This is a genomic window from uncultured Gimesia sp. (assembly GCF_963972345.1).
Lineage (GTDB): Bacteria > Planctomycetota > Planctomycetia > Planctomycetales > Planctomycetaceae > Gimesia.
This window is the reverse complement of the sequence record NZ_CAXAVM010000159.1, coordinates 1-16,615: the sequence shown is the minus strand read 5'-3', so window position 1 is coordinate 16,615 and position 16,615 is coordinate 1. Positions and strand designations below refer to the sequence as shown.

The window sequence follows — 16,615 nt, the reverse complement described above, 5'->3', positions numbered from 1 at the left end:
CTGGCCTTCGATCAGCATGCCCGATTCGGGATTGTAATCAAATTCCGTGATCGAATTTTTCAATTCGTTGATCACATACATCTGCTTTCCATCTGGGTGAAATGTCAGATGCCGGGGACCCGCACCGGGGATCGTTCGCACAAATGGTTGAGCGGCTGGAGTCAACTCAGCTGTTTCGGGGTTAAGCCGATAAGCCAGGATTTTATCGAGTCCCAGATCCGCAGCGAATACAAATTTCTGGTCGGGACTGATTACACTGCAGTGTGCATGTGGTTCTTTCTGACGCTGTGGATTGACACTGGAGCCGGTGTGTTGGATGAATGTTTCCGCTTCGCCGAGAGAGCCATCCGCTTTCACTGGTAAACAGGCAACACTGCCTGTGGTGTAATTGGCAACCACGACTGACTTGCCGGATTTGTCGATATCAAGGTAACAGGAAGCCGTTCCCTGAGAGGACTGGCGGTTGAGCAGCTTGAGTTTCCCGGTACGTCCTTCCAGTGCGAAAGCGGAAACAAATTCATTGTCTTTCCCACTGAATTTTCCTGGAGCATGAATGGAATACAGAAATTTGTTATCGGGAGAAACCGCCAGAAAAAAAGGATGTTCCACATCGGGAGTGCGTTCTACAAGTTTGAGTTCGCCGGTCTGCGGGTTCATTTTATAAGCATGAATGGCTCCCTTTTCACCAGGAGCAAACGCAGAGATAAATATCAGGGGCTCTTCAGCGGCAGTTGCAGTCACATTACTGAAGGCAATTCCCGCCACCAGGGGAAACAGAAAAAAAACTTGTTCGTAAGACATGTGGTACTCCCGGGCAGGTGGACTATGGTGGATCAATCAGTGGTGTCGCAAATTATATCAGGCAGATATTGCTGCTACCAGACAATGGCCTAATAGCGCTGTTTTGTATTGTCTATTTCGCAGGACCAGGCATCGATTCCGCCCTGCATGCTTTTGACATTCGTAAATCCCTGCTGCTGCAGCCAAGTTGCTACCTGCAGACTGCGCATGCCATGATGACAGTAAACGATGATTTCTGCCTCGCGCTGGTCATCCAGTTCTGCGATGCGATTCTGGATTTCGCTCATCGGCAGCAGACGCGCTTCAGGAATATTGACCAGGGTATGTTCATCCTGTTCGCGACAGTCAAGCAGCAGGAAGGGATGATCGGAGTCGAGTTTCTGTTTGACTGTCTGGCAGTCAGTTTCCAGGGAGTGCATCTGCTTCTCAGTTTCCAGTTAAAGTTCGCAGGGGGATGGTGTGCAGGCATTGGTTTACCTGGTTGACGTTGTTTGCAGGGTCGGCGGAACGGGATGATCTACTTTGGCAGCCGGTCGCTGGTTGGCTCCCGGCTGATTGGTATCCCCCAGGTCCGCACGGGCTTTTTCAGCGAGTGACATCAACTCTTTTACGATTTCAGGATGCTGATCGGCCACATTGTGTTCCGAGCTGATATCGGTGACAACATTAAACAACAGTGGTTGAGAGCCTTCCCCTTTTTTGAAGTGCGGATGGCGGCTGAATTCTTTCAGAGGCACGAATAATTTCCAAGGCCCTTTGCGTACTGCCTGCAATTGTTCCATCGCATAATAGTAGAAGGCGTTGTAGGGAGTTTTTGCATCCGCTTCACCTTCGATCAGGGGGCGAATATCATGGCCGTCGATGATCCGATCGGTGGGGACTTTGCCACCGGCGAGTAAGGTAAACGTGGGCAGCAGATCCATCGTGGTTGCCAGTTCATCACAGACGGTGCCTGCAGGCACTGTTTCAGGCCACCACATGATGGTGGGGACACGGAATGCTCCTTCTGCAGTCGTGTAGCCTCGGCCATTCAACGGTTTATTTGTGCCTCGCTCTGTACTGTTCATATCTCTGGCCATGGGAGAGCCGTTATCTGAAGTCCAGATCACCAGAGTATTCTGATCGATACCCAACTCGACCAGCTTGTCCAGGATTTCTCCAGTAGACCAGTCCAGTTCTTCAATGCTGTCTCCCCAGGGACCGTTTTTACTTTTTCCCCGGAAGGCTTCACTGGCGAAAGGCTTACTGGTACTGCCGGGCATGGCCTGGGGAAAGTAGAGGAAGAAAGGCTGGTCTTGATTCTTCTCGATAAATTCGACCGCTTTCTCGGTATAGTCTTTGGTTAATAAATTTCTGTCGACGCCTGCTTCGATCACCGTGTCATTCAACATGACGGGCAGGGGAGGCCAGTTTTTACCATCCAGTCGATCCCCCAGCCGCTGTCCCACTGCCTGGGTCATATCATCGCTATAGGGGATTCCGTAAAAGTAGTCGAAGCCCTGTTTGGTGGGGAGAAAAGGTGGCTGGTCTCCCAGGTGCCATTTCCCGATCATGCCTGTTTTGTAACCCTGCTTTTTCAGAAGTTCGGCGACCGTGATTTCTTCCGGGTTTAATCCGTAAGGGGAAATGGGACGCAGCACCTGGCCGTCACGAGGGTTCCAGTGCATGCCGACCCGTTGGGAATAACAGCCTGTCATAATTGAGGCACGCGAGGGAGTACAGACACCCGCCGTCACACAGTAATGAGTAAACTTGCGCCCTTCTCTTGCCATGCGATTGAGACAAGGTGTGCGATTCACTGCCGAACCAAAGGGTTCAATATCACCATAGCCCAGGTTATCGCAAAAGATGACAATGAAGTTCGGCTTCTTCTGTTGCGGAGCGGCAGACGCGGATTGCAGTGTGAGGGTGGAAAACAGTCCAGCCAGGCAGAGTAATGTAATCAATTGTTTCACTGCAGCATCCTTATTTTGTCTTTGGTGACTTGAAGTTTAAAACCGCGTCATGCAGGTGGTGAGCACAGGGGAGATCAAAACTTACTTTCCGGTCATTCTTCTGTTTCATAGTAAATGGTACACCGACTGTTTTCAAAATAAAACCGGACAGAGTCTGAAATGGATTGTGTAACGGGACAGGTTTCGCATAATGAATAACTGATGCTTTGTGTCCCGCAGATAAAACTTACATCATGAGGATACCCGGAAACGTGACAGAAGAACAAGCAGCGAGTGGCAAGCTACACTGGTGGCAGCGGATTGGTCCCGGACTGGTAACCGCCTGCGTTGTGATTGGCCCTGGCAGTATTTTGACCAGTTCCAATCTGGGAGCCAAAGATGGTTACAGCATGATCTGGGTTGTGCTTGTTTCTGTGGTCTTCATGCTGGTCTATACTTCACTGGGGGCCAGGCTCGGTACCGTGACGACTGAATCCACATGTACGCTGCTGGCGCAGATGGTAGGTCGTCCGTTGACCGTACTGATTGGCTGCGGCGTGTTTTTCATTTCAGCCGCCTATCAGTTTGGGAACAATCTCGGAGTGCATTCGGCTCTGGAAAATTATACCGATTTCAAATATGGAATCGTAATCTTCAATGCAATTTCGATCGCGTTTCTGTTCGGGTTTAAAAACCTGTATAAGCTGGTCGAACGACTGATGTCTGTCTTCGTGGCTGTGATGCTGGCATCGTTTGCCATCAATCTGTTTTTTGCGAAACCGGATCTGGCAGAAATGGCACAGGGTGTGATTCCCGGTTCCGATGGAGCGGGGCTGGAGTCGATTACAGACATTTCCCTGCTGGGGCTGATTGGAACCACGTTTGTGATTACGGCTGCTTTCTATCAGTCTTACCTGGCACGATTCAAAGGCTGGAAGATCAAAGACCTTAAAGATGGTCGGATCGACGCCTGTATCAGCGCCAGCATCATGGCTTTGATTACGATTATGATCATGTCTACTGCAGCTGCTGTTTTGCGCGGCATGACTCTGACCAGTGTCGCCGATGTCGGAAACGCATTACAGCCTCTGTTTGGAGATAAGGGGCAGATTCTGTTCTGTATTGGACTGTTCTCAGCCGCTTACTCTTCCTTTATTGTGAATTCGATGATTGGCGGATTTATTCTGTCCGACAGCCTGGGGCTGGGTGGAACACCTCAGGATAAATCGACGCGTATTCTGACAGCAGCTGTATTGTTGACCGGGATGTTTGTCGCGATGTATGTCATTGAATCAGGAACCAAACCGGTTGCTGCGATAGTGGCTGCTCAGGCGGTAACCGTTGTTGCTGCTCCCCTGGCGGCAGGTGCCCTGCTGTTATTGACCAGCAGTAAAAAAATCATGGGGGAACATCGAAACGGGCCGATACTGAATCTGTTTGCGGGGATCGGATTTGTTCTGCTGCTGGGCATGGCCTGGTATATCGCGACAGAGAAAGTCATTCCTCAGATCAACAGTATGCGCTCTGAATCTGCTGCAGTCGAAATATTACCCCAACCTGAAAAGAACCTGGTACTCCAGAAGCTAAGTTGAAAATCTTATGAAACGCCTGATCCAGACTGTCTGTGTTTGTGTTATCTTTTTTAGCTGTCTGCCTGCGCAGGCGGAAGAAAAAAAGGACATTCGACCCAATATCATATTTATCCTGCTCGACAATGTCGGTAAAGACTGGTTTCGCTGTTACGGAAGTCAGGAGAATCAGACGCCGAACATTGATCACCTGGCTTACACGGGACTGCGGTTTCGTAACTGCTATGTCACGCCTGTCTGCAGTACCACCAGGCATATGCTGCTCACCGGGCGCTATCCCTTTCGTTCCGGCTGGCATACGCACCATGATCCGGCCATTTATGGCGGCGGATATTTTGACTGGAATCGCGAGATCTGCTTTGCCCGAATCCTGAGAGACGCTGGTTACAGTACGTGTATCTCGGGGAAATGGCAGATTAATGATCTGTTTGATCCTGCGCAGAAAGATGCGATCAGGGAGCACGGGTTTGAAGAATACTGTCTCTTCCCGGAAGGCAAGAAGGGGCACCCGGCTCATAAGCAGCGCTACTGGGATCCGTATGTGATCCAGAATGGTGAACGGCTGGAAACAAAGGGTAAGTTCGGGCCTGATATTTTTATGGACTATCTCATTGATTATATGAAAACACATCGGGATAAACCTTTCTGTGCATACTACTCAGCAATCTTGACTCACATTCCGGTCGTGCATACTCCGCATAATATCGGGAAAGATTTAACGCCGCGGGAAAAATTTGCGGGGATGTTGAACTACTCCGATTTTCTGATCGGGAGACTGGTCAAAGCGATGGATGAACTGGGGATTCGGGACAATACGATTCTGTTCATCGTTCCCGATAATGGAACGGATAACGGAACCGATCAGAATGCCGAACAGAGTCTGGGAGGGCGGATTAACGGTCGTATTTCTGCTGAAGGCATTTATTCTCTCAAGGAACAGGGAATCAATATGCCATTGATCGTCAATTGTCCCGCACTGGTGGGGAGTGAGCGGATCAGTGATGATCTGATTGATATCGCAGATGTTCTGCCTACGCTGGCTGATCTGGCAAACGCACCGCTTCCCAACGGGGTGACGATTGACGGGAAATCGTTTGCACCACAGATTCTGAATCAGCCCCGCAATGAGCCGTGGCGCTCGTGGTGTCTGACACAGTATTATCAGCAGCGTGTGATCAGAGATGAGCGATTCAAACTCTATTCAACGGGAGAGTTTTATGATCTCTCCGAGGACCCGCTGGAACAACATAATCTCTCCCAGACCGACCGGTTGAAAAACGAAAACACCAGCCTGAAATCGTATGCTCAGCTGAAGAGTGTCCTCGACTCGCTGCCGGAGAATGCAAAGCTTCCCTGGGAGTTTCGCAGCATCTCAGCCCGAAGAATTCGCGCTCAGGAAGAATTGCTGAAAAAGTCCGGTTCCTCAGACAAGGGGCAGTAAAATTCTACCGCACGCCCCAGCAGATTCAGGCATAGAGATCTGTTCTAATGTTTCGTTAACAGGCCTTGAGTGAAGCAGGTAGAGGGGATCCTGCCCTGCGATTGAGCCTCGAAGGCACAGTTCTGTCGACTATTCCGCCTGATCAGACCGAGACGAGCGTGAAATCCCGGAATTTGCGTCAATTTGCAAAATCTGCTCTTTATGTTCGAAAAAGCTTGTATATGATGGGGGGATAAAGCTTGAAAATAAGCTTTCAGAGCTCGATTTTCAGTTTCCTACCCCTTTCGCTCAAGGCTGTATTGAGCATGCAGTATTTTGAGCCGATTGCGACCGAGCCCGATTGGAACAGGGGCGGAGCCCAAATGTGAAAGGTTTTCGCGCTCTCGTTGCGGAAGCCTTTAAATATAAATAGGTTAGGTGCCGACTTTTTGTCTGCAAAGCCTGCGACACGAATTCAGTCAGTACCCGCCACACAAGTTCAATCTAGAATGTATCTGGCCTCAGTAGCTGTAGGCCTAAGCTAAACTAAAGAGAAATTGGAGATTCTAAAGGATGGTTTATCCTGTTGCTGATGTTGTGCGTTTATTACCTTCGTCCCGTCTGCCTGACTATACTTTTGTGCCGGGTAAAAGCTTACCCCATCCCTATCGAGATCCCAAGGGACACAGTTATGGGAATAAGCCGAAACCACCCAAGGCATTGACAGAAGATAACTGGGTGGAGCATCGGAATTATCTGAACGCGATTGACTATTTCAATCTGGGTTTTTATTGGGAAGCCCATGATGAATGGGAGCGTCTGTTGCGGGTCTGTGGTCCTGATTCGATTCCCGGTCGTTTCCTTAAAGGTCTGGTGAAACTTTCCGCAGCGGGCATCAAGGTCCGTGAAGGCAGTATTCATGGCGTGCGTCGACATGCTGCTTCTGCTGGAGAAGTCTTCGCGGATGTCGCAGCAGAGTCAAACGCAGATCACTATTGCGGGCTGGAACTGACCAAGCTGCAGTTTGCCGCGGACCGTGCTGCACAGTTGCGTTATCCGGACGATCTGACCATGGGTGAGCCCATTCGCGTCTTCCCGTTCCTGCTGGAGCCGGAACCCTTCCCGCTGGGATAATCAACCACTGAATCGTGATTTCAGAATTCATTCAAAGAGCACATTTTTGTGCTCTTTTTTTCTTTTTACTTCTGGAGTATCCAGGCATGTGGTTCAGCGAAATGTTCCGCGAATTGTCCGTCTCACCAGGCTGCGGTTATTCTGAAATTCCCAGGCGAGATTTTCCAGCAGCGATTTCAAATCCCGTTGGTTCGCGGGGATTCCCTGGAAAACGAGTTTCACATCGGACAGCACGGTATTACTGTCAGCATGATACGAGTGCCCCAGCGCAAACAGGTTGGTATCGATCTCTGATGCATCGACCACATTGATTTGCTGATATTCGGGGAACACGGTTAAATAAGAGCCTCCCTCGCCCAGCCTCTGGTGCCAGAACGAATTTACGACCCGCGAGGCTTTCAGGGCCAGGTCTTCTGAAGAGGAATATATCGTGAAACGCTCTGCGGTCTGGATAATATGCGGGGCGATCGATTCTTTGAATACCTGCGCATCAATGTCAGGTGCCGTCAAAATCACTTCATTAAACAGGGGCTCTGGTTCCCCGGTGAGGATCAGCTTCTGTGAAATATTCTTCAATGCCCTTGATAAAACGCGGTTTCCCATGCTGTGTGCGATGAGGTGTATCTTCCGGGCGCCTGATTCCCGCGCAATCGCTTCTATGAACAGGGTTACGTTTTCTTCACACCACTGCGCCGTGCGGCCATCTTCCTTATAAGCCCAGATGGAACCTTTCTCCTGGGAAGGCCAGCTATACATCAAGGGCGCTCCTTTGAATTTCAGGTCATACGCGATCTGGGCAGTGCGACGCGCTGCATCTTCAAACGAGTTATTGAAGCCGTGCACAAAGATAAATGCTTCCCCGCCAACCCTGACCAGACCGCTGGAGGTCTCTTCGACTTCCACCGATTTTTCAATGGTTTGTCGCAACTGTGCCAGAAAATCTGAACCGGAGGCGGGCTCAACTGATTTCAACACGACATGATTGTCAGGATTTTCCCGGAATTCCAGTTTCCAGATTTTGGGTGATTCGAGTTTACCGGCTTCGTGATTTTTCGGGATACTGACATCACAGAAACCCAATGACAGGCTCGCTCGTCGGGTTCCATAAAACTGTCCAGGATGGGGCGAACCGGTCAGATTTCGGTCGGTGCCATAAAAGACTCGAACCGTCTCATGCTTTTCTTTTTTTTCTGCATTTTCCCCGGCACCTGGTTCCGCTGAAGCCGGCATCGGCTGTTCTGACATTTGCGGCGTTTGCGATTCCCGGGGCGCGTGTTTGGAATCTTTCGCGCCACTACTACATCCTGTCAGCGTGACTCCGGCAATCGCCAGAGTGAAAAAGAATTTGGCGGCGTTCATCGTGCATCCTTGCAGATTGAAGCGGTTTCAGTTGAATAGGAGTCAATTCAGATGCGAAAAGTAATCCATCTGGCTGGATGGCTCAAGGTGAGATTCCACTGTGTATTGGAAGCTGTTTTTAGCTTAACATCATTATTTGCCATGAGTTATGCGGTCTGGTATGCTGAAAGAGTGTGAATCGCCAGCTCTTATGCTCTACCAGTTGTTCGCATTGTGAACCCGTTTGACAGGAATTCCTCGTGAAAAGCGCTCATCGAATTGTAGTCGGTTTCGTATTTGTATTCTTCTGTCTGCTACAGACATTGTCGGCCAGTGAAATAAAAGCCAAACCGAATTTCATCGTGATCTTCGCCGACGATCTGGGATATGGTGATCTGGAGTGTTATGGTCATCCCCGTTTTAAAACCCCGCATCTCAATCGGATGGCTGCAGAAGGCGCCCGATTAACTCAGTTCAATGTACCGGTTCCTTATTGTGCCCCTTCACGTGCGACCCTCTTAACAGGCCGCTACCCCTGGCGCCATGGCGTCTGGTATAACCCTTCACCGGATGGAAAACAGTTTCGCAACGGGGTCGGGATTGCCGAGAGCGAACTGCTGTTGAGTGAACTGCTCAAAGCGAATGGCTATGCGACGATCTGCATCGGCAAATGGCATCTGGGACACGATCCGGAATATTTCCCAACACGGCATGGCTTTGATGATTACCTGGGAATTCTCTATTCCAATGACATGCGACCTGTGAATCTGATGCAGGGAGAAAAGCTGCTGGAGTATCCGGTCATCCAGGCAAACCTGACGAAACGCTATACGGAACGAGCCGTTAAATTTATCAATGAGAATCAGGAACGTCCGTTTTTCCTGTACCTGCCTCATGCGATGCCTCACAAGCCACTGGCTGCTTCGGAAGCGTTCTACAAACAGAGTGGAGCCGGTTTGTATGGTGATGTGATTGCAGAACTGGACTGGAGCGTTGGTCAAATCTTCAAGACACTTGATGAGCTGAATCTGGACAGGAACACGCTGGTGATCTTTGCGTCTGATAACGGTCCCTGGTTTGGAGGCAATACCGCGGGTCTTTCCGGGATGAAGTCAACCAGTTGGGAAGGGGGCTTGCGCGTCCCGATGATTGCCCGCTGGCCCGGAAAAATTCCACCAGGGCAGGTGATTGATACCGTCTGTGGTTCGATTGATGTCTTTCCCACGATTCTGAAACAGGCAGGGATTCCTGTGCCCGCTGACCGGGTCATTGATGGCAAAGACCTGTTCCCCGTCTTGACAGAGCAGGCACCGACACCTCATCAGGCTCTGTATTCGATGAAGGGGAATTCGCTGTTTACCGTTCGCAGCGGTCCCTGGAAGCTGCATGTGAAACCATCTCCCCGACAGGTACTCGCCGGTAAAGGTAAAGACTGGATTGACCCGCGCGGGCCGGATGGAGTGACCATCATTGCCCCGTATGAGCAGGCGATGCCAGACCAGCAACCCGGCCTGCTTACTGGCGCCAAACCCGTGCCCATGATGTTGTTCAATTTGCAGGAGGATCCCGCAGAGCAACACAATGTCGCCAGCCAGCATCCTGAAGTCGTCGTGCGGCTGATGAAACTGTTTGAGGGAATGCAGGCTGAAATTCCCCCCTCGATCCGGAATTTCAAATAGCAGACAGCGGGTTCTCTCCAGGATTCGATGAGCTTTTAATCCAGCTGTCGCTCCGCGTGTTTCGCGTCATTGCCTGTTTGCAAACGGCATCGTTCAGTAACTCTACTTTTGCCTGTCAGGTTTTTCCGACTTGAACGTCGTGGTAGAAACCGAGATCTTGTTGCCAAAATCCAACATTCGTGCTCTGCAGTTCGTAGAGAAGGTTAGATATTGCAACAGTTTGGAAAGTGCTGCTGCCGCGGCCTGTTTTCGAATTCAAACAAATTGTGATGTCTTTTTACACCTGATGTTGTTCTGGTGTAGAAAAAATACAACAACTCATATGAAGAATTAGTGAATCTGAAAACGGCTGGCATTTCTTAAGTCTCAATTATATAGCGGTTTACCTGCTTTTTGAAACACAACTGAACGAATCAGGGCAACAATGGCCCGCGCTTTGCGTCTATTCAATCTTCTTAACAGTTCACTGTTCAGCAGCTTTGATATTCCACAAGAAGAACAAGCAGAAAGTGAGAACAACGGCATGGCATCAAAACGCGATCGAATGAGTGTCTACGAGCGTGAAGGAGTGACCGTACTGGATTTCGGAACCATGGAAATCTGGGACGGAGCTGATCTGGCCTTGCTGCGCGAAACGTTGACACGCCTGGTAGATCAGGAAGGATGTAAGTCAATCGGCGTTGAACTGTCATCGGTCAAATACATTCCGAGTGGATTTTTCGGTATGCTGTATGACCTCTATGAAAAAGGGATCGCGGTGACCTTATACAGTCCGCAGCCTAATGTAGCCAGTATGCTGTGGTTCAAACAGTTCTGCATACACACTGAAGATGGTCGTTATCTTTTGAAAAGCGATACCGCTGCCGCTCAACAGAGCCCTACCGAAGAGCAGGTCAGGTCAGAAAAAGAAAAGTGGGAAAAGAGCCTGAAGCAGTCCAGCGATTATTCCACGACCGTTTCCTGAAGGGAAAAGGCTCGTTCCCGGCATCATACCCAATCGTAAGAACAGACTTCCTCAGCCGAATGTTCTTCAAGTAGCACAGCGTATTTCTCCAGACGGTTTTTCAGGGAAAGATAGTTCGCTGCCGCCGTCGATTCTGCTCTCAGTTCCTGGTCAATCTTCTCGGCCAGTTCGAACAGCTTAAATTCCGGCCACGCTTCATTCAAAGTTAACAGCTGCTGGAGCCCCTCCGGGTTCTGTCTGAGTGGATCTGGTATCAGTGACGCCACTGCGACTGCCGTTGCCGGGGTCTGCCCCAATTCATCATCGGTCAGCATTTTCAATCCCTCATGATGCAGATAGACCGAACAGATCAAATCATCAGGAAATGACCAGTCCAGCATGACGTGCGCAGCCGCTTCACAATGATTCCACCTGAAGTGCTCGCATTCATAATCACTGAGAAGACAGGGAGAACTGTCCTGGCTGATCGTAAACTGCAGATAATGATCAAATCGTTCGCGTGAGAGGATGGGAAGCAGAAAATCCTGAAGCATGGCTGCTGAAAATGCCACATCAGGATCCACCTTCATCAGCAAGGCCATTTCACGAGCCATCAATGCCCGTTCGAGATTGGTGCTCCAGAAGTTTGGCAGATTAATCAGTTTCGAGTCAGACGTCGACATCGCCTGTTTCAATCCGGTTGTGACCAGAAAGAGCTTTGTGGAGCGGATGCCCAGCAGGGTAATGGTCTGCTGGATAGTAGAGACTTTTCGTCTCAAACCCAGTGCGCTGGAATTGACCATTCGTAACAGCTCGCACGAAATTCCGGCATCGGTTTCGATGATTTTACTGAGTTCTTTTGGCGTTGTATCAGGATCTTCTGCCTTCCGGGAGAACTCCATCACCGCCTTAGGCAGCATCGGAAGTTTGATTTCTGGCGGCAGTGGACTTTTTTTTCCTTCTCCGATCAGCTTTTTACGTAACCTTGTCCAGTCCGTCATTTGTATCCTTGTCAATTTCTGCGAATTACACTACTTCAGCAGTAGCTTGATGTTTGTATCTAATTCATTTTGTAATGCGAGTACTCTGCATCGACTGTCGAAAGTCTTCAAATGAGGAGTGGCAGGTCGGCTCGCATGGTATCGAAAGTCTAGCTTAAAGAATTCCGGAGGACGGGGACTTTTTGTTGATTTTCTACTGCGGGAAAATTGTATTTCCGGCGGATAAATTCGCTCCAAAGCAGTGTTGAATCACACATTGAATTAAATCCTTAAGTTACTAGAATACAGCTACTTACAATTGGACGTTCAGGGACAGGCGCTGAAACTGCGTTTCAAAGTGCCCGTTCGCATTGCAGGCAAAACCCTCAACCAGTCAGGATCAGATTCATGGATGCTTCATCATTGGATTTCTTAAAAAAACTGCTGCACTCTCCCGCTCCTTCGGGCTATGAAGGTCCGATTCAGGATGTCGTGCGTGAGTTCGCGCGTGAATTCGCTGATGAAGTCACTACAGACCTGCACGGGAATGTGATTGCCGCCGTGAATCCAAAAGCGGAACGCAGGGTGATGTTCGCCGGTCACTGTGACCAGATCGGTCTGCTCGTGCAATACATTGATGACGAAGGTTACCTCTGGGCGAATCTGATTGGTGGCTGGGATATTCAGATGTTGCTGGGCCAGAATATGCAGGTCCATACGTCTTCAGGTCCCGTTCATGGGGTGATCGCTCGCAAGGCCATCCACCTGCTGACACCGGATGAACGTAAAACCGTTCCCGAAATCAAGGATCTCTGGATCGACATCGGAGCAAAAAATGGCGAAGAAGCCCGCAAGCTGGTCGCCATTGGTGATCCGGTAACCTTCGAATTGGGATATCGGCCGATGTTGAATAATCTGGCGTCTGCTCCCGGAATGGACAATCGGGTGGGCGTCTGGGTTGTCATGGAAGCCCTGCGTCAGGTCAGTCAGAAATCACCCGGTGTCGGGGTCTTCTCCGTTTCCACGGTTCAGGAAGAAATCGGACTCCGTGGTGCGAAGACGAGTGCTTATTCCATCCAGCCGGAAGTGGGGATTGCCGTTGATGTCACCCACGCAACGGATTGTCCCGCTGTAAGCAAGCAGGAAAATGGCGATATCAAACTGGGAGGCGGACCGGTTGTCTATCGAGGTCCGAACGTGAACCCGGTGGTATTCTCCTCGTTAACTTCACTGGCGAGTGAATTCAAAATCGACTGTCAGATCAATGGAATCTCACGACCTGCCGGAAATGATGCCAATGCGATGCAGTTAAACCAGGGGGGCATGGCGACGGGAATTGTGGCAATCCCCAACCGGTATATGCACAGTCCGGTGGAAGTCGTCTCATTGGACGATCTGGAACAAGCGGCCCGTCTGCTGGCGGAGTTCTGTCTGGCCATCAACGATCAGACAGATTTTACGCCTTAGACGGTGTCCCGTTTTATCGCAGCGTCTCCCATACTGATGGGACCGGGTTTCATCAATGGAGAGACGCTATGATTAAATGTAATGCGCTTCAGTCTTTGCCCCGTTAATCAGCCAATGTCCTGTAAGACTTCTTCTGCTGCCTGAATGATGTGCGCAATATCTTCATCGGTCAGCATGACAGAAGTGAAGTTGGCTTCAAACTGGCTGCAAGGCAGATAAACACCTCGATCCAGCATACCCTGGAAATAGCGACCAAAACGTGCCGCATCATTTTTAGCCGAGATGGCATAGCTGGTGACTTTTTCCGGGTTGAAAAACAGGGTAAACATGGAACCGCATTCCGCGAGCGTGTGAGGCAGATCTGCTTTGGCAGCCGCGGCACGCAAGCCCTGAGTTAAACGGCTGGTTTTTGCTTCCAGTTCTGCATACGGATTGCTTTCCCGCAGGCATTCCAGTGTGGCAAGTCCGGATGCCATTGCGATCGGGTTCCCGGAGAGGGTTCCCGCCTGGTACACGTTGCCCACGGGGGAAATGACATCCATAATTTCCGCTTTGCCTCCATAGGCGCCAACGGGCATACCACCGCCGATCACTTTCCCCAGCATGCAGATGTCCGGCATGATATTAAAACGTTGTTGCGCACCACCCAGGGCAACGCGGAAGCCCGTCATCACTTCATCCATGATGAAGACGGATCCATGTTGGGAACAGACTTCACGCACTGTTTCCAAAAAGCCGGGTTCGGGCAGTACCACTCCCATGTTCCCCACTACCGGTTCCAGAATGACTGCAGCGATCTGATCGCCCAATTGCGCAAAGGTCTCTTTTAGCTGTTCAATATCGTTGTATTCCAGGACCAGTGTGTCGGCGGTGCAGCCTTGCGGTACACCCGGGCTGGAAGGCGTTCCCAGGGTCAGCGCGCCACTGCCTGCCTGAACCAGCAGGCTGTCGACATGACCGTGATAGCAGCCTGCAAATTTGATGATTTTATCGCGTCTCGTGTACCCACGAGCCAGGCGAATCACGCTCATGCCTGCTTCCGTACCGGAATTCACCATCCGCACTTTTTCCACACAGGGAACCAGTTCTGCAACGAGTTCAGCCAGTTCCGTTTCTACTAAAGTCGGAGCACCAAAGCTGGTGCCTTTCTTCAGGGCGGCTTCTATCCGGGGCATCACCCGGGGATGCAGGTGTCCCAGAATGTGTGGTCCCCAGGACCCCACCAGATCGATATAGCGGTTACCATCAATGTCGTACAGGTACTGACCTTCGCCCCGATCGATCATCACCGGGTGTCCTCCGACTGCTCCAAAAGCGCGTGCGGGACTGTTGACGCCCCCCGGAATAACTTTCAGGGCGCGGGCAAACTGTTCTTCACTCTTGGTACGTTGACTGACTGACATCTGTATGAGAAATCCTTAATTTGAGTTCGAGTTATCTGGAGTGGCAGGAGACTGGCCTGGCTTATTGAGTTCGAGGCATTTGAGGGTTTTGGTATCCCGGACGAACAACAGGCCATTTGATAGTGCAGGCAGCGCCCGGGTCGTCGAATTCAAAACCTGTGCGCGCCCCAGTTCCTGGTATTTTTCTTTCGAGCCGGTCGCCATGACGAGTGTGCCATCTGTTTTCAGAATCAGAAGTTTGTTGTCTGCTTCCAGCAGGGTGGCATATCCGAAGTTTTCTTTGGACCAGAGCACTTTCTGCGATTTCGGATCAAAACAGATCAGCCGCGCAGGACCAACATCCTGTCGACCGTCAATGCCAATGAGGGCTCCATCGTATTCGATCGGTGTTGTGTACTGACTGGACATGGGCTTTTCACTCCGCCAGATCTCGGTAGTGCTGTTGCCTCCTACGAGTCCCCAGAATCCACCGACTCCATAGCTGGCGGTGGCAAACACATGTCTGCCAACCTGAACCGGGTTCGCCCCGTTTACAGTAGGGCCCCGCTTACCAAAAGGGAATTGAAACAGAATATTCCCGTTTTCCGGGTCGACGCCGACCAGGTGCTGACGAGTGATAAACAAGGCATAGAAACGGCCATTAAAAAAGCCGGAGACAGGTGAAGAGTAGCTGGCATCATCAGGCATTGACTTCCAGAGCGTTCTGCCCTCGTCCAGTGAAAATGCGACAATGCCGGCATTCTGACGTTTGCCTCCTACATTCACCAGCAGTTTGTCTTCGATAATAAGGGGGGTACTGCCGACTCCAAAATACCCTTCTCCTACCTGAAAGTCCTGGTGGGTCTGACGTGACCAGATCTGTTTCCCCGTTTTGAAGTCCAGGCATTGCAGGTGCCCGGCAATCCCAAAGACATACACGCGGTCTTTATCAATCAAGGGGACGGCAATGGGGCCATCGTTCGGGTTAAAAGTCCCCTTGTAGCTGACGGGAGACGAATGTTTCCAGAGGACCTCCCCGGTATCGGCGCGAAGTGCTTCGACAATTTCTTCATCTTCAATTCGATGAAATAAAATTGCCACATTCCGGGAGATCGCGAGTCCGGCAAAGCCGCTTCCGACAGGTCGCTGCCATTTCAAGGGGGGACCGCCGGCAGGCCACTCTGCAGCCAAAGCTTCGCCGGCGGCAGCATGACCATTTCGATAAGGACCCATAATTTGAGGCCAGTCACCACCGCGGCAGGGAACACTCAGGCAAACGAGGATCAGCAGGCTCAATTGAATGATTCGCATATGTCGGGCTCCGCCTTCCATTTGAAACAGAATATGATTTGATCGAATCCCATTTTAACAGGATCGGGGCTTGGCTGCATAGGAACGTCTGTTATAGTCTGGTAAGATAAAAAGTGAAACCGAACCAGGGCGGCACCGCACTTCCCGAAGAGGATTTTCGTGAGATCGTTTGCTTTGCAGGAGAAGACCTTGGACTCAAATCCATTTCGATTAATCAGAAACCTACGTCGAAGTCGCGAAATTGTCACTGTCCTGATGAACTATGGTTTTGATGACCTGGTCGATCAACTGGGGTTAAGGCGTTATCTCCGCTGGGGACGTCGGCTGATGTTCTGGAAGCGTACAGAACCCGAGATCAAACTCACTCGCGCGAAACGCATCAGGCTGGCCCTGGAAAGCCTGGGAGTGACGTTTATCAAGTTTGGCCAGGTGGTCAGCACCCGCCCCGACCTGGTACCCCGCGATGTCATTCGAGAGCTCTCAAAGCTTCAGGAGCGGGTTCCTTCGTTTCCCGGTGAAATTGCGATGGCCATTGTGGAACGCGAACTGGAAGCTCCCATCAGCGAGCTGTTTGCTGAGTTTGATCCCCAGCCCCTGGCCGCCGGCTCATTGGGGCAGGTGCATCGGGCGCGTCACC

General features: G+C 50.7%; 14 protein-coding genes. 7 read left to right on the top strand and 7 right to left on the bottom strand.

All coding sequences use genetic code 11. From position 1 onward, the window contains the following. From AACZ40_RS21560 to AACZ40_RS21550, 3 genes are all read right to left on the bottom strand, one after another. Positions 1 to 801, bottom strand: an 801-nt coding sequence (locus tag AACZ40_RS21560) for a lactonase family protein (protein WP_339675799.1), incomplete at its 3' end; no start/stop codon positions are given. 89 nt (positions 802 to 890) lie between these two features. Continuing rightward, positions 891 to 1,220 (bottom strand): rhodanese-like domain-containing protein, encoded by a 330-nt coding sequence (locus AACZ40_RS21555; RefSeq protein ID WP_291169629.1) that lies wholly within the window; start codon positions 1,218 to 1,220, stop codon positions 891 to 893. A 54-nt stretch (positions 1,221 to 1,274) separates the two neighbouring features. Next, positions 1,275 to 2,756 (bottom strand): sulfatase, encoded by a 1,482-nt coding sequence (locus AACZ40_RS21550; RefSeq protein WP_291169632.1) that lies wholly within the window; start codon positions 2,754 to 2,756, stop codon positions 1,275 to 1,277. 251 nt (positions 2,757 to 3,007) lie between these two features. Here AACZ40_RS21550 and AACZ40_RS21545 point away from each other — a divergent pair, with 251 nt between their 5' ends. From AACZ40_RS21545 to AACZ40_RS21535, 3 genes are all read left to right on the top strand, one after another. Next, a complete protein-coding gene (locus tag AACZ40_RS21545) occupies positions 3,008 to 4,327 on the top strand; it encodes an Nramp family divalent metal transporter (RefSeq protein ID WP_291169635.1) in 1,320 nt (439 codons plus the stop codon). 7 nt (positions 4,328 to 4,334) lie between these two features. Further along, a complete protein-coding gene (locus tag AACZ40_RS21540; protein ID WP_291169637.1) occupies positions 4,335 to 5,765 on the top strand; it encodes a sulfatase-like hydrolase/transferase in 1,431 nt (476 codons plus the stop codon). Between the two features lie 552 nt (positions 5,766 to 6,317). Further along, positions 6,318 to 6,878, top strand: coding sequence for a DUF309 domain-containing protein (locus tag AACZ40_RS21535; protein ID WP_291169640.1), 561 nt, complete (start codon positions 6,318 to 6,320; stop codon positions 6,876 to 6,878). 93 nt (positions 6,879 to 6,971) lie between these two features. On the opposite strand, the gene AACZ40_RS21530 is transcribed toward AACZ40_RS21535, so the two are convergent. After that, complete coding sequence (locus AACZ40_RS21530; RefSeq protein ID WP_291169643.1) at positions 6,972 to 8,237, bottom strand: alpha/beta hydrolase; 1,266 nt, start codon at positions 8,235 to 8,237, stop codon at positions 6,972 to 6,974. Positions 8,238 to 8,476: 239 nt separating this feature from the next. Here AACZ40_RS21530 and AACZ40_RS21525 point away from each other — a divergent pair, with 239 nt between their 5' ends. Both AACZ40_RS21525 and AACZ40_RS21520 read left to right on the top strand, forming a co-directional pair. Then, complete coding sequence (locus AACZ40_RS21525) at positions 8,477 to 9,895, top strand: sulfatase (protein WP_291169645.1); 1,419 nt, start codon at positions 8,477 to 8,479, stop codon at positions 9,893 to 9,895. Between the two features lie 523 nt (positions 9,896 to 10,418). Beyond that, positions 10,419 to 10,859, top strand: a complete 441-nt coding sequence (locus tag AACZ40_RS21520; RefSeq protein WP_291169648.1) for a hypothetical protein — start codon at positions 10,419 to 10,421, stop codon at positions 10,857 to 10,859. A gap of 23 nt (positions 10,860 to 10,882) precedes the next feature. On the opposite strand, the gene AACZ40_RS21515 is transcribed toward AACZ40_RS21520, so the two are convergent. Beyond that, positions 10,883 to 11,839: an HDOD domain-containing protein gene (locus AACZ40_RS21515; protein ID WP_339675794.1), complete on the bottom strand. Its 957-nt coding sequence runs from the start codon at positions 11,837 to 11,839 to the stop codon at positions 10,883 to 10,885. Between the two features lie 387 nt (positions 11,840 to 12,226). Here AACZ40_RS21515 and AACZ40_RS21510 point away from each other — a divergent pair, with 387 nt between their 5' ends. Beyond that, a complete protein-coding gene (locus AACZ40_RS21510) occupies positions 12,227 to 13,285 on the top strand; it encodes a M42 family metallopeptidase (protein WP_291169653.1) in 1,059 nt (352 codons plus the stop codon). 107 nt (positions 13,286 to 13,392) lie between these two features. On the opposite strand, the gene hemL is transcribed toward AACZ40_RS21510, so the two are convergent. Next, entirely contained in the window at positions 13,393 to 14,688 is a 1,296-nt protein-coding gene (gene hemL, locus AACZ40_RS21505) for a glutamate-1-semialdehyde 2,1-aminomutase (RefSeq protein WP_291169656.1), read from the bottom strand. Between the two features lie 15 nt (positions 14,689 to 14,703). Further along, on the bottom strand, positions 14,704 to 15,978 hold the full coding sequence (locus tag AACZ40_RS21500; protein ID WP_291169658.1) for a PQQ-like beta-propeller repeat protein: 1,275 nt from the start codon (positions 15,976 to 15,978) through the stop codon (positions 14,704 to 14,706). 189 nt (positions 15,979 to 16,167) lie between these two features. On the opposite strand from AACZ40_RS21500, the gene AACZ40_RS21495 reads away from it, so the two are divergent. Beyond that, a partial coding sequence (locus AACZ40_RS21495; protein WP_339675793.1) for an AarF/UbiB family protein occupies positions 16,168 to 16,615 on the top strand: 448 nt, incomplete at its 3' end.